The 13,184-nt window shown below is 71.3% G+C and carries 14 protein-coding genes; 7 read left to right on the top strand and 7 right to left on the bottom strand.

Features of this window, described 5'->3' with window-relative positions; translation table 11 throughout:
* Positions 1–11: 11 nt before the first annotated feature.
* Positions 12–1,223, bottom strand: a complete 1,212-nt coding sequence (locus OO70_RS14630; RefSeq protein WP_043669695.1) for an ROK family transcriptional regulator — start codon at positions 1,221–1,223, stop codon at positions 12–14.
* Between the two features lie 214 nt (positions 1,224–1,437).
* On the bottom strand, positions 1,438–2,271 hold the full coding sequence (locus OO70_RS14635) for a hypothetical protein (protein ID WP_043669698.1): 834 nt from the start codon (positions 2,269–2,271) through the stop codon (positions 1,438–1,440).
* A 351-nt stretch (positions 2,272–2,622) separates the two neighbouring features.
* Between OO70_RS14635 and OO70_RS14640 the strand changes: the two genes are divergently transcribed.
* The 3 genes from OO70_RS14640 to OO70_RS14655 all read left to right on the top strand — a co-directional run bounded on the left by OO70_RS14640 (position 2,623) and on the right by OO70_RS14655 (position 4,582).
* Positions 2,623–3,111, top strand: coding sequence for a hypothetical protein (locus tag OO70_RS14640; RefSeq protein ID WP_051741206.1), 489 nt, complete (start codon positions 2,623–2,625; stop codon positions 3,109–3,111).
* 39 nt (positions 3,112–3,150) lie between these two features.
* On the top strand, positions 3,151–3,399 hold the full coding sequence (locus OO70_RS14645; protein WP_043669702.1) for a hypothetical protein: 249 nt from the start codon (positions 3,151–3,153) through the stop codon (positions 3,397–3,399).
* Positions 3,400–3,997: 598 nt separating this feature from the next.
* Entirely contained in the window at positions 3,998–4,582 is a 585-nt protein-coding gene (locus tag OO70_RS14655) for a DinB family protein (protein ID WP_043669705.1), read from the top strand.
* A gap of 199 nt (positions 4,583–4,781) precedes the next feature.
* On the opposite strand, the gene OO70_RS14660 is transcribed toward OO70_RS14655, so the two are convergent.
* A complete protein-coding gene (locus tag OO70_RS14660; RefSeq protein ID WP_043669707.1) occupies positions 4,782–5,876 on the bottom strand; it encodes a mechanosensitive ion channel family protein in 1,095 nt (364 codons plus the stop codon).
* 322 nt (positions 5,877–6,198) lie between these two features.
* Here OO70_RS14660 and OO70_RS14665 point away from each other — a divergent pair, with 322 nt between their 5' ends.
* Positions 6,199–6,735, top strand: coding sequence for an HNH endonuclease (locus OO70_RS14665; protein ID WP_019065631.1), 537 nt, complete (start codon positions 6,199–6,201; stop codon positions 6,733–6,735).
* Between the two features lie 92 nt (positions 6,736–6,827).
* Here OO70_RS14665 and OO70_RS14670 read toward each other — a convergent pair whose 3' ends face one another.
* Genes OO70_RS14670 through OO70_RS14680 form a run of 3 tightly spaced genes read right to left on the bottom strand, consistent with a single transcriptional unit; the run spans position 6,828 to position 9,417 of the window.
* Positions 6,828–8,177: a hypothetical protein gene (locus tag OO70_RS14670; protein ID WP_043669712.1), complete on the bottom strand. Its 1,350-nt coding sequence runs from the start codon at positions 8,175–8,177 to the stop codon at positions 6,828–6,830.
* Positions 8,174–8,887 (bottom strand): ABC transporter ATP-binding protein, encoded by a 714-nt coding sequence (locus tag OO70_RS14675; protein ID WP_043669716.1) that lies wholly within the window; start codon positions 8,885–8,887, stop codon positions 8,174–8,176. The genes OO70_RS14670 and OO70_RS14675 overlap by 4 nt, the downstream gene beginning before the upstream one ends.
* Positions 8,884–9,417: a PadR family transcriptional regulator gene (locus tag OO70_RS14680; RefSeq protein WP_043669718.1), complete on the bottom strand. Its 534-nt coding sequence runs from the start codon at positions 9,415–9,417 to the stop codon at positions 8,884–8,886. The genes OO70_RS14675 and OO70_RS14680 overlap by 4 nt, the downstream gene beginning before the upstream one ends.
* 183 nt (positions 9,418–9,600) lie before the next feature.
* On the opposite strand from OO70_RS14680, the gene OO70_RS55980 reads away from it, so the two are divergent.
* The 3 genes from OO70_RS55980 to OO70_RS14695 all read left to right on the top strand — a co-directional run bounded on the left by OO70_RS55980 (position 9,601) and on the right by OO70_RS14695 (position 12,462).
* Positions 9,601–9,930, top strand: a complete 330-nt coding sequence (locus OO70_RS55980) for a hypothetical protein (protein ID WP_234336843.1) — start codon at positions 9,601–9,603, stop codon at positions 9,928–9,930.
* Positions 9,931–12,099, top strand: coding sequence for a 4-alpha-glucanotransferase (malQ, locus tag OO70_RS14690; protein ID WP_051741208.1), 2,169 nt, complete (start codon positions 9,931–9,933; stop codon positions 12,097–12,099). It abuts the gene before it with no gap.
* A gap of 99 nt (positions 12,100–12,198) precedes the next feature.
* Positions 12,199–12,462, top strand: coding sequence for a hypothetical protein (locus OO70_RS14695; RefSeq protein WP_043669721.1), 264 nt, complete (start codon positions 12,199–12,201; stop codon positions 12,460–12,462).
* Positions 12,463–12,529: 67 nt separating this feature from the next.
* Here the strand turns inward: OO70_RS14695 and OO70_RS14700 are convergent, their stop codons facing one another.
* Complete coding sequence (locus OO70_RS14700; RefSeq protein WP_043669724.1) at positions 12,530–13,138, bottom strand: TetR/AcrR family transcriptional regulator; 609 nt, start codon at positions 13,136–13,138, stop codon at positions 12,530–12,532.
* Positions 13,139–13,184: the final 46 nt, after the last annotated feature.

Genomic DNA, 13,184 nt, shown 5'->3' on the forward strand with positions numbered 1-13,184 from the left:
GGGTGCGGGAGTCAGCGCGAGGTGTCGAAGACCTCGTCACGGGTGGCCGCCAGCGCGCTCTCCAACGCGCCGCGCAGCACGGGCTGTTCATGGACGTCGCCGACGACGAGCCGGGGCCGCGACGCCGCCAGCTCCTCCAACTCGGCCTGGACGAGGGCGCGTAGTGGTTCGCCGCCCGCGGTCAGCGAGGCACCGCTGAGGACGACGAGTTCGGGGTCGAGCACGGAGACGAGCGAGGCGAGACCGGTCGCGAGGTGGGTCGCGTAGATCTCCAGGAGCCGCCGCTCGGGCCCGCTCGTGCGGTCGGCGGCGGTGGCGACGAGGGCGGCGGCGACCTCGGCGTGCGTACCCGTCGGAATCTCGGTGATGCCGAGTTCGCGGGCGAGTTGGGGCAGGGCCTGTGAGCCTGCCAGTGCCTGGTAACCACCGCTGTTGGCCTTGGTCACCTGGCGGACCAGGGGTGCGCCCGGCACCGGCAGGAAGCCGACCTCGCCCGCACCGCCGGTCCAGCCGCGGTGCAGCCGGCCGCCGAGGACCAGGGCGGCGCCGAGCCCGCCCTCGTTCCACAGCAGCACGAAGTCGCCGTGCCCGCGGGCCGCGCCGAGCCGCTGCTCCGCTATGGCGACGAGGTTGACGTCGTTCTCGTACTCCACCGGCATCGGCAGCGCGGCGGCGAGTTCGTCGAGGAGGGCGGGGGAGTGCCAGCCCGGCAGGTGCGAGGCGTAGCGCAGCCGGCCGGTGTTGGGGTCGAAGGCGCCCGGGGTGGCGATGACCAGGCGGTGGACGTCGTCGCGGGCGAGCCCGGCGGCCTTCACCGCACCGTCGAGGGCATCCGTCACCTGCCGTACGACGGGCTGAGCGGGCCGTCGGCCGGGTGTGGCGAGCTCGAACTCACCCACTGTCCGGCCGGTGACGTCGGCGACGGCGGCGCGGATGCGCTCCGGCGTGACGTCGAGCCCGGCGGCGTACGCGGCACCCGGATTGACCACGTACAGCTGGGCGTTGGGGCCGGGCCGCCCCTCGCTCGTCCCGGTGGCGAGGACGAGCCCCGCCGCTTCCAGTCGGGCGAGCAACTGGGAGGCCGTCGGCTTGGAGAGGCCGGTGAGTTTGCCGATCCGGGTACGGGACAGCGGACCGTGCTCCAGGAGGAGGTCCAGGGCGGCACGGTCGTTCATGGCGCGCAGGACGCGGGGGGTGCCCGGGGTGCCGGAGGTTCCTGCCATGTCGACGCCACCTGCCTCTCGAACTCTCGAACCACCCAGCGTGTCACGTGATCACTGTTAGGAAAGTTTCCTATTGGGTGGGAGGAACGTAAGCCCGGGACGAAGGGGGCGTCAATAGAGACCGCCCCCGAGGCAACAGACTCGTTACCTGCGGGGGCGGTGGGGGAGGTGCGGGTGTCACCGGGCAGGTGCCGCCCGGTGCCGTACCGGCGTGCTACTGAACGTCGATGTAGTCACCGGCGGCAGTGGCCGCGCCGGTGGTGGCGGTACCGGCGAAGACGTAGCGGAAGTAACCGTCCTTGGTCGCCGTCACGGTCGTCTTCAGCGCACCACCGGTCGTGGAGGTGACCGTCTTCACGGTGCTGTAAGTGCTCGAACCCTTGGCCCGGAACTGCAACTTGGCCGGCTGCGAGACGTACCCGGAGTACTTCCCGGTCTCCCAGTTGGCACGGGTCAGCGCGCCGGTGACCGTGATGGTCTTGCCCTTCTTCACCGGCTCCGGCGAGGCGTTGACGGTGAGCTTGGCGGCGCGCTGCACCTTGACCTTGCCCTTGTTGCCCCAGGCCGCGAAGTCGGTGGAGTAACTGATCTGGTCGTCCGAGTCGTCCAGGTCGGAGTCGATGTGGGCGTAGAAGCCGGCGACCTTCCAGGTGGTCGCGTCGGCCGCCTCGTACAGGCTGTCCCCGGGGTCGATCGTGATCGTGTCGGAGCAGGACTCGGTGACCGTGGTGTCCGTCGTCGCGGTCGTCGTGCACGTCGGCGACATGTCCGCGTCGATCTCGTTGTCGAAGGCCCCGAGTGAGCCGCGGTAGAGCATGACCCCGGCGAACGTCTTCTTGTTGTCGATCGTCACGTCGGACGGCCGCGTCAGCGTGTACGTGACGGGCACCTTCACCGTCGCGGTCGTCCCTACGACGATCGCCTTCCCCTTGTTGACCGTCACGCCGGAGTAGACCAGGGCCGGCGTCGCGGCCTGCGCGAGCGGCGCGGCCAGACCGGTCAGGGCCAGGGCACCGGTCAGGGCGGCGCCGATGGCGAGTTTCCTCATTCTTGTCCCCACATTCGAAACGGACCCCTGGGCGTTGCGCTCCAGAACAAGGGCCCGTCGTGGGGCGACCTTAGGCATGGGGAGGCTGCGATGAGAATGAGAACAAGCTGTGAAGATGATCGCGTCACGGGTTCATCACGATGGGGAAAGCCGCAGGTGGGAGCGGGTGACAGGGATTTGGCCGATCTGCCGGAATTGCGACGCCTGTTGGGCGCTTTTCGGCCTCTGCGCCCCCGCTCCCGAGGCCGATTCGTGATGTGGACGAACCTGACCTGCCAGCCGCCTCACAGATTCCTGACTTTTGATCAACCCCGTTTACGGGACATGGGGAACGGTGAGCGGGGTGCGGACATGAGCGTGTTGGCGGAGTACCGGCGGGAGGCGGCGGGCGTGCTCGCCGTCAACGTCGTATGGGCTGTCGCTGTCGCGACCCGCCCGTCGCTACGGCGACGGGCCCGCACCGCGGGCATCCCTCTCACCCCCGACGTCCTCGCCCGCCGCCAGATCCGCCAACTCCGCGTGCTACGGCCCTCCATGGGTTGGTCGGACCGGATGCGCACGGAGTTGAAGGCATCGGGCCGTGTCTCCGTCACCGCGGAGAAGGGGCGCGAGGAGATCTGGTTCCACTGGCGGCCGGGGCGGCGTAGGCACACGGTGTGGGGGTCGATCACCTTCGATGAAGCTTCGGGGACGGTCCGGCTCGACCTGCGGGACGGCGCGGCGTACACGGGGGGCGCGGAGTTGCGCAGGGGGTCGGCGTTCGTCGCGTTGTGCCAACTGGCCCGGGAGTTGGGGCTGGTGGAGGCCGAGGGCCGGTGGACGGGCGGGGATCAGGCGTGACATTCGTCGACGACGTCCTGAGCGGTCGAGCGTCGCTTGATGACGTCGACGGCTGTCGGGGCCGGTGGGACGAGGCCGAAGACGACGGTGTGGAGTCTCGGCGAGCGGTATGCCGAGGAATGGGCTTGCTGTGCGGGTGAGTTGGGCGTGGAGCAGGCGCGCGTCGGTCAGCGCAGGGTCGCGGTGAGCTTCGTCAAGACCGTCTCTGCGGAGTGGGTGCTCGGCTCCGACCCGGCTACGGCGAATCCGCTCGGGCGCGAGGGAGTGACAGGAATGACGCTGGCGTAGGCACGTGCCACAAGGGCGCTCGGTGAGCGGAAGGGGCGGCCGGTGACCATGCCGTACGCGCAGGGGATCGTGGTGGTTCAGGTGAGCTGGTTCGGACAGTGCTTCACCGGCCACGCGGCGGCGACGAGCGGGGGCACAGGTGAACGAGCAGTCCTGGTACGGCGTCCGGTGTGTGTTCCGGCATCGCCGACTCGGGGTCTACGAGGAGCGGGTGACCCTGTGGCGGGCCCGGTCGCTCGACGAGGCGGTCGGGCGTGGGGAGTTGGAGGCGCGCGAGTACTGCGCGGACCTCGACAGCGTTGAATACGTTGACTTCGCCGAGGCGTACCGGATGGACGGCGACCCGGGGGAGGGCGCCGAGGTCTTCTCCCTCATGCGGGAGAGCGGGTTGCCGGCGGGTGACTATGTGGGGCGGTTCTTCGATACGGGGGCCGAGCGGAATGGGCCGGGGATAGGAGGTTGTCTCACGTGGCACGTTGCGCGAGCTTCTTGTAGCAGGTCAGGGCGGCGGCCATGGCCAGGCCTCGGCTCTGCCGGTCGTTGCGGACCACTTACGGGATCTTGAGACCGCGAGAAGCCCATGGCAGGCTCGTGCCGCATGATCGATGAATTCGCGAAAGACAACCTGCACGGGAGACTGCGGCGGGACCGCGAGGCGCTGCTCTGGAAACTCGACGGCTTGTCCGAATACGACGCCCGCCGGCCTCTGACGGCGACCGGGACAAACCTCCTCGGCCTGGTCAAACACGTGGCCACCATCGAGGCCAGGTACTTCGGCGAGGTCTTCGACCGACCTTCCCCGGAACCGCTGCCCCGGTGGCAGGACTACGACGGCAACGACCTGTGGGCGACCGAGAACGAGACCCGCGATCAGATCATCGCGTTCTACCGGCGCACATGGGAACACTCGGACGCGACGATCAACGAGCTTCCCCTCGACGCCCCCGGCCACGTGCCGTGGTGGTCGGAGCCTCGTCCCAACACGAACCTTTTCGCCGTCATGGTCCATGTCCTCGGCGAGTCCATCCGGCATACCGGGCACGCCGATATCCTCCGCGAGGGCCTCGACGGCCGGACCGGGGTGCGTGCCGAATACGAGCAGCGAATCGACGGGGAAGCCCGTGCCGCCTACTGCGCGAAGATCGAGCAGGCCGCCAGGTCGGCCGCACCGATCAAGGCCTAGGGAGCCGGCCGCCCTGTGACGTCGGCTGCTGCGGGCGGTGCGGCACGAACTCGGGGCCCGGGGCGAGGGAGGCTGGACCCCGGTGATCGTCGACGCGGCCTCCGTTCGCGCCTCACCTCGTACGCCCGCGCCCGGCCCCGTACACCCACGCCGTACCCCCCGTAGGACTACCGCCCCCGTACGATTCCCCCCTGTACCCCTACCGCGTCCCCGGCCGCTGCGAAGAAATGGGCGAGGTATTCGCCACCTGAGGCGAGTCCGAGTTCGAGTACACCGACGGCGCCGCGACCGACTCCGTCGGGTCGCTCTGGTCGTCGACCGGGTTCGCCGTCGCGCCGCCGACGATGCGGATGTTCGCCTCGTCGAAGGCCCGCTTGACCCGCCACCGGAGCTCTCGCTCGACGCTGACCGACTTGCCCGGCATGGTCTTGGCGGAGAGGCGGACGACCATCGAGTCGATGAGGACGCTGTCGAGGCCGAGGACCTCGATCGGGCCCCAGAGGAGCTCGTTCCAGGGCTCCTCCTTGCTCATCTTCTCCGTGACCGCGTCGAGCGTGGCCTTCACCCGGTCCAGGTTCTCGGACGCCTTCACCGTGACGTCCACGCCTGCCGTGGCCCAGCCCTGGGACAGGTTGCCGATGCGCTTGACCTCGCCGTTGCGGACGTACCAGATCTCGCCGTTGTCGCCGCGCAGCTTGGTCACGCGCAGGCCGACCTCGATGACCTCGCCGGAGGCGACGCCCGCGTCGATCTGGTCGCCGACGCCGTACTGGTCCTCGAGGATCATGAAGACGCCGGAGAGAAAGTCCGTGACCAGGTTCCGGGCGCCGAAACCGATCGCCACGCCCGCTACACCGGCGGACGCCAGCAGCGGGGCCAGGTTGATCTCGAACGTGCCCAGGATCATCAGCGCCGCTGTGCCCAGGATCACGAAGGACGCAACGGAGCGGAGGACGGAACCGATCGCCTGCGAGCGCTGGCGGCGGCGTTCCGCGTTCACCAGGAGACCGCCGAGTGCCGTGCCGTCCACCGACTCGACCGTGCGGTTCATCCGGTCTATCAGCTTGGTGATCGCCCGCCGCACCGTCATTCTCAGCACCGCCGCGATCACCAGGATCAGCAGCACCCTCAGACCGATCGCCAGCCATGTGGACCAGTTCTGCTCCACCCAGCTGGCGGCATTGGTCGCGCTCTCCTGGGCGTCCTGGAGAGAGGGCACGGTCACCGTGGTCTCCGAGGGGCTCGGGGACGGCGACGGTGAAGCGGCGGCCAGTAGGACGGCGGACAAGGACACGGCAGGTACCTCCAGGTGCTGCGTCTGCCTCCGGCATGGTCCGACGGGGAAAGGTCACGAATAGGTCACCGGGAGGGCAGGCCCACCACACTATCGGGGCATCGTGTGTGGATCGTTGCCGAGTTCGGGGGAGAGGCCGTGCTCAGCAGGGAATGAACAGGTGGGACGAACCCACGGCCGTCCCGGGGATGAATCACATGTGGTCGAAAACACTCCCAGCCCGTTACCGGGACATGGTGGCGCTTCCACCAGGCATGAGGGGAGACTGACTACAGATCGTCCCGGCGCGAGCCACGCGCCGCCGACGCACAAGGAGGCATCCGTGCCGCATGTCCTGGTCCTCAACGCGTCGTACGAGCCACTCGGCGTCGTACCGCTCCGCCGCGCGCTCGTCCTCGTCCTGGAGAACAAGGCTGTCTCCCTTGAGGAATCCGGCGCCTATATGCACAGCGCAACCGTCACAGTCCCCGCACCCAGCGTGGTCCGGCTCAAGCGATTCGTACGGGTTCCCTATCGGGGGCCCGTTCCTCTCACCCGGCGGGCGCTGTTCGCGCGCGACGGGGGCCGGTGCATGTACTGCGGTGGCGTCGCAACCAGCGTCGACCATGTCATTCCGCGCAGCCGCGGGGGCAAGCACGCGTGGGACAACGTGGTGGCGTCCTGCCGCCGCTGCAACCACACGAAGGCCGACCGACACCTCTTCGAGATCGGCTGGCGGCTGCGCCACAAACCCGCCCCACCCACCGGCCTGGCCTGGCGCATCATCGGGACAGGTCATAGGGACCCGCGCTGGCTGCCGTACTTGCAGCCCTACGGCGCGGAGGACGCGATGGCCCGGATCGACGGCATCTCCGCCTGACGATCCGGGCTTTTGTGTACCCACTCCCAGTGAGTACGGCGGCACAGCGGCACGGTCCGGCCCCGGGAACCCCCGTTCCCCGGGGCCGGCCGTCATGCGTACCGCAGCTCGCCCGGCCGCACCGAGCGCCGCAGCAGCGGCAGTGACGTGGCCGCCGCCAGCAGGCAGGCCGCGTAGACGCCGACCGGGACCAGCAGCGCGGTGTACGGCAGGGGCGCGGCGACGTGGTCCGACATGGCGGCGCCGTACCAGATGCTGATCGCGGTGCCGCCCAGGCCCGCCACCGCGATCGCGGGGAACAGCGGCAGCGCGGTCTCCAGGAGCAGCGCCCGGGCCAGCACGGCGTGCGGCACCCCGGCGGCGACCTGCGCGGCCAGGCCCCGGCGCCGGGTGGCCAGGGACTCGGCGGTGCCGACGGCCAGGCCCGTCAGGACGAGTGCGAGGGCGACGAGGATCGCGGCGGCGGTCAGGTCGATGCCGGTCGTGTAGTAGGACATGCGGGTGCCGAGGCTGCCCTCGCGCCGCATCTGGTCCAGGCCCGCGAGCAGCACCTGTCGTACGCCCGCGAAGCCCGAGCCGACGACCGTCACCAGCAGCACCGCCGCATGGGTGCGGGCGGTCGACCAGGGGTCCTCGCGCAGCCGTTCCGCCGCGATCAGCAGCGCGGGGCGTCCGGTGCCGGCCGCGAAGCCCTCACCCAGTTGGCGGGACGAGGCCCCGGAGAGCCAGATCGCGATCAGGCTGAACAGCACCGCCAGGACCACTACCGTCACCGGGCCGAGGCCGAAGGACACCGGGCTGCCGAGGACCGGGGTCAGCGCGATCGCCGCCACCGTCGCCGCGAGCAGCTTGGTCGCCGTACGGAACAGTGGCCCCGGCCCGTGCGCGGGCCGCACCCGCCGTAGCCGCCCCAGCGGTTCGGCCACCACCCGCCGCAGCGACACGGCACTCACGACCGCGCCCAGCACCGGTACGGCCGCCGCGACCAGGACGACGCCGGCCCAGGCCGTGGCGTACGGCAGCAGCGCCACTACGGCCGTCGTCGCCACCACCGAACCGGCCAGGCAGGCGAGCCCCGACTCCAGTGCCGCGATCCGCCGCACCTGCCCGGGCGTCGCCCCCGCGAGCCGCAGCGCGGCCAGCCGCCGGTCCCGGTGCACCGCCCCGATCCGCGCGCACTGCCCGAGGAACCCAAGCACCGGGATGAGCAGCAGGCCGAGTGCCAGACTCACGTTCCGCCGGTCACTGGGGGAGTCGAACAGCCCCGACCCGAAGGACACGGAGTAGAACCCGTCCAACGACAGCAGCGCTACGACACCGAGTCCGATCCCCGTCGCCAACGCGGCCCCGACCGCCGTGAGCCCGACCCGCCACCACTCCCGCCGGTCCGAACCCCGGGTGAGCAGCCACGCCAGCCGCAGATCCGAGAGGAACGCGCTCATGCGGCCACCCCCGCCGTCGCCACGGTGCCGTCCGCCAGCCGGATCTCGCGGTCGGCGTACGCCGCGACCTGCGCGTCATGGGTGATCAGCAGGACCGCCGTACCGGACTCACGGGCCGTACCGATCAGGGCCGTCATCACCTGCTCGCTCGCCAGGGAGTCCAGGGCGCCGGTCGGTTCGTCCGCGAAGACGATCCTCGGGCCGGTCACCAGGGCCCGGGCGAGAGCCACCCGCTGGGCCTGGCCGCCGCTCATCTCGCCCGGCCGCAGCTCGGCCTGCCCACGCACCCCGAACCGCTCCAGCCACTCACCGGCCCCGGCCCGGGCGTCCGCACGCGAGGCGCCCGCGAGCAGCAGCGGCAGCGCGACGTTGTCGACGGCCGTCAGCTCGGGTATCAGCTGTCCGAACTGGAAGACCACCCCGAACTCGGTGCGCCGCAACTCGCTGCGCCGCTTCTCAGGCAGCCCGTCCAGCCGCTCCCCGGCGTACGTCACCGTCCCCTCGTCGGGGCGGACGATCCCGGCCAGGCAGTGCAGCAGCGTGGACTTGCCGCTGCCGCTGGTCCCCGTGACGGCGAGGATCTCCCCGGCGCGCAGGTCGACCGAGGCGCCGCTCAGCGCCAGGGTCCTGCCGTGCGCCTTGACGAGATCACGGGCCGAGAGGAGCGGCACCGGCGGGGTGTCCTCCGGGAGGTCTTCCCTGTTGCTCATGCTGTGTCGACCTCCGCGGTCAGAGTGGTCAGCCGGGCCGCCGTCGTCGCCATCCAACGGAGGTCCGCGTCAAGGTGGTTGAGGGCGTAGTCCGCCGAGAGCACGGTCGCCAGATCGGTGCCCTTGGCGGTCTTGACCGCCGTGAGTTCCCGCATCCGCTCCATATGGGCGGCGCGTTGGGCCCGGAGATACGCCTCCGGGTCGCCGCCGGCCAGGATCGAGACGACGACCTTGGCGAAGATCTCGTTCGTCACGAAGGGCGCGGGCGGCGCGATCTCCCCTGCCCACAGGGCGAGTTCACGCGAACCGTCGGCCGTCGAGCGGTACGTCGTCCGTTCCGGGCCGCCGTCCGAGTCGGTGCCGTCGACCTCCGCGAGACCGTCCCGGACCAGCCGTTGCAGGGTCGTGTAGACCTGCCCGTACGCCAGCGGCCGGGCCTGCGGGAATCGTTCGTCGTGGCGTCGCTTGAGGTCGTAGCCGTGGCTCGGTCCTCCGGCGAGCAGGCCCAGCAGGATGTGGCGGGTGCTCATGCCGCTCAGTATGCACCGGATACATGTACTGAGTGAATAGTGATCAGCGGGGAAACTGCGGGGGAGTGGGGGGAGGGAGTGGCTGCGGTGCCACCCTTACCCCACCCTGGAGGTCTGCCGTCGCGCCCACTGGGTAGGGCTGCGGTAACCCGCCCGTCGCCCGTACCCGACAAGGAGGCCCCCGTGGCCGCAGCATCGGCGTCACTTCCGCTCCCGGCCCGTTCCAAACGCACCGCGGAGCCGTCCGCCGACCCCGCACCTGACCTCTTCTTCGTCGACTCCGAGGGCGCCTGGGCCGAGACCCCGCTGACCAGCGAACCCCCGCTGGCCGACGCCGAGCCCCTCACCAGCGAGCCGCCACTCGCCGACACCGCCCCGCTGACCAGCGAGTCCGCCACGATGGACGCGCCACTCACCAGCGAGGCCGGCCCGATCGACGACCCGATGACGACGAGCGGTGAATTCGCCGCCCTCGTCGACCCGTTCGCCGCCCCGGACTCGACGAGGCCCTAGATGACAGCACCCCGGCCGGCCGAGACCCTCGGTGAGGAACTGTCCCAACTCGCCGAACTGCACGGCGTCGCCACCGCCTACAGCCCCTCCCCGGACCGCGCGGTCCCGGCCTCGCCCGACGCGGTCGTCGCCGTCCTGGCCGCCCTCGGCGTCGACGCGAGCACCCCGCAGGCCACCCGCGCCGCGCTCGCCGCCCGCCAACAGGAGCTGGCCGAACGGCTGTTGCCGCCGACCGTCGTGGGCCGCCCCGGCAGCACGCCCGCCGCGCTCGACGCGCTGCCCGAGGGCACCCGGCTGCACATCGAGACCGAACAGGGCGAGACCCGGGCGAGCGCCGAGCAACTCCCGCCCGGCATCCACCACTTGACCGCCACCGCGCCGGACGGCCGCAGCGCCGAGGCCCATCTCGTCATCGCCCCGGACCGGTTGCCCACGCCCACCGGACGGTCGTACGGGCTGATGGTGCAGGTCTACTCCCTGCTCTCCCGGCACTCCTGGGGCATGGGCGACCTCGGCGACCTCGGCGAGCTGACCGCCTGGGCCGGGCGGGCGCTCGGGGCCGGATTCGTGCAGGTCAACCCGTTGCACGCGGCCGTACCCGGCGCGCCCACCGACCCGTCGCCGTACCGCCCGTCCTCCCGCCGCTTCCCCGACCCGGTGTATCTGCGGGTCGAGGACATCCCCGAGTTCGCGTACGCCGAGGAGCCCGAGCGGCTGCACGGACTCCTCGAACGGGCCGCGCGGCTGCGTGAATCCGTCCTGGAGAAGGGCGCGTTGATCGACCGGGACGCCGTGTGGGAGCTGAAGCGGGAGGCACTGGAACTCGTACGGGAGGTCCCCCTCGGGCCCGGACGACGGGCCGCCTACGTCGACTTCCTCGCCCGGGAGGGCGAGGCGCTGGAGGACCACGCCACGTGGTGTGCGCTGGCCGAGGTGCACGGTTCCGACTGGCACCGCTGGCCCGCCGCCCTGCGCGACCCGCGCTCACCCGAAACCGCCCGCGCCCGCGCCGAGTTGATGGACCGCGTCGACTTCCACTCCCGCCTCGCCTGGCTCACCGACACCCAACTCACCACCGCCCAGCGGGCCGCACGGGAAGCGGGCATGCCGGTCGGGGTCGTTCACGACCTGGCGGTCGGGGTGCACCCGGACGGCGCCGACGCGTGGGCGCAACAGGAGTACTTCGCCGCCGGCATGTCGGTCGGCGCACCCCCGGACGCCTTCAACTCCCTCGGCCAGGACTGGGGGTTGCCCCCCTGGCGCCCGGACCGGCTGGCCGAGTCCGGCTACGCCCCGTACCGCCGTCTGCTCCGCGCGCTCTTCGGTTACGCGGGCGCCCTGCGCATCGACCACGTCATGGGCCTCTTCCGCCTGTGGTGGGTCCCGCAGGGCCGACCCCCGACCGAGGGCACCTACGTCCGCTACGACGCCGAGGCCATGCTCGCCGTCCTCGCGCTGGAGGCCTCGCGTGCCGGGTCGGTGGTGATCGGCGAGGACCTCGGGACCGTGGAACCGGGTGTACGGGAGACCTTGCAGGAGCGCGGGGTGCTCGGCACGTCGGTGCTGTGGTTCGAGCGGGACTGGGACGGCGACGGCCGTCCCCTCGCCCCCGAGAAGTGGCGCGCCGACTCGCTGGCCACCGCCACCACCCACGACCTGCCGCCCACCGCGGCCCGGCTCACCGGCGAACACGTCGAACTCCGCGACCGGCTCGGCCTGTTGACCCGGCCGGTGGAGGAGGAGCGGGTCGAGTCGGCCACCGACGTGGGGGAGTGGCTGGCCCTGCTGTCCCGGCTCGGCCTCTTCGAGCAGGCGGCGGGCGGCGGCCGTCCCGCGTCCGAGGAGGAGGCCGAGATCCACGCCGTTCACCGTTTCCTGCTCCGCACCCCCGCCCGCATGATCGGCGTCTGGCTCCCCGACACCGTCGGCGACCGCCGCCCGCAGAACCTGCCCGGCACGTGGGACCAGTATCCGAACTGGCGCCTGCCCATCGCGGACGCGGACGGGCGTCCCATGACCCTGGAGGAACTCGCCGCGTCGCCGAGGCTGCACGCGCTGGTGGATGTGCTGCGGGTGGGGTTGGGGGAGGGGACGGAGAGCGGTTCGGGAACGGGCGCGGAATCGGGCTCCGAATCGGGCTCGGCAGTCGGTGAGGAAGGCGGCCCGTAGGCAGTGAAGGGCAGTGAAGAAAGGGGCCCGTGACGCCCGTACGCCCCATACGGCACCCCCGGGCGCGCGGCTCGTTCGGGCGTTCGCTACTTTTGCGGTGTGGACAAGAAGAACGCCCTGCGCGCCGGCGCCCTGGCTGCCGGTACGACGCTGATGATGCTGCTCATGACGTCCCCCGCGCTCGCGCTCACCCGCGACGACGGTGACGACCCGGGTTCCGGCCTGAGCGTCGCCGAGACGCTGGGGCTCTATGTTCTGATCCCGCTCGCCCTGTTCTCGATCATCGCGGGCCTCGTCCTGGCGCTGGACAAGTCCAAGGACCGCGCGCCGAAGGCCAAGGCCACCACCGGCACGAAGGCCTGACCTCAGGTTTCCCGGAAGGCGCCCGCATCACCCACGGCGGTGAGGCGGGCGCCTTCGGCATGTCCGCTCACGGGCTCGGCGCCGTGAGGTAGCGCTGCACCGTGGGCCCGAGCCAGGCCACGATCTCCTCGCGGGCCAGCGCCACGGTCGGCGGGAAGCGCAGCACGTAGCGGGTGAGCGCGAGCCCCAGGAGCTGGGAGGCGACCAGCCCGGCACGCGCCGGCGCCTGCTCCGGGTCGGGGCACGCCTGCCGCGCGACCGGCAGCAACTGCTCCCGGAAGATCTCCTGCATCCGCTCGGCCCCGCCCTGGTTCGTCGCGCCGACCCGGAGCATCGCCGTCAGCTCCTCGTTCTCCTCCCACATGGCGAGGAAGTGCGTCACCAGCGCCCGGCCGACCTCGTCCCGCGCGGCCGAGGTCAGGTCCGGCAGCTTCAGGTCGTAGGAGACGGCCGCTGCGAAGAGCCCCTCCTTGTTGCCGTAGTAGCGCATCACCATCGACGGATCGATCCGTGCGTCCTTGGCGATGGCGCGGATGGTGGCGCGTTCATAGCCGTCGGCGGCGAAGCGCTCGCGGGCGGCTTCGAGGATGGCGGCGCGGGTGGCGTCGGAGCGGCGAGGGCCGGGGCTGGTGCCGTCGGTGCCGGAATCTGTGCCGTTGCTGGCGCTGTCGTTCATGCCAACAAGCGTAGGCCAACACGTGTTGACAGTCCAGGGGGCGGGT

It is taken from the genome of Streptomyces xylophagus (assembly GCF_000716435.1).
Lineage (GTDB): Bacteria > Actinomycetota > Actinomycetes > Streptomycetales > Streptomycetaceae > Streptomyces > Streptomyces xylophagus.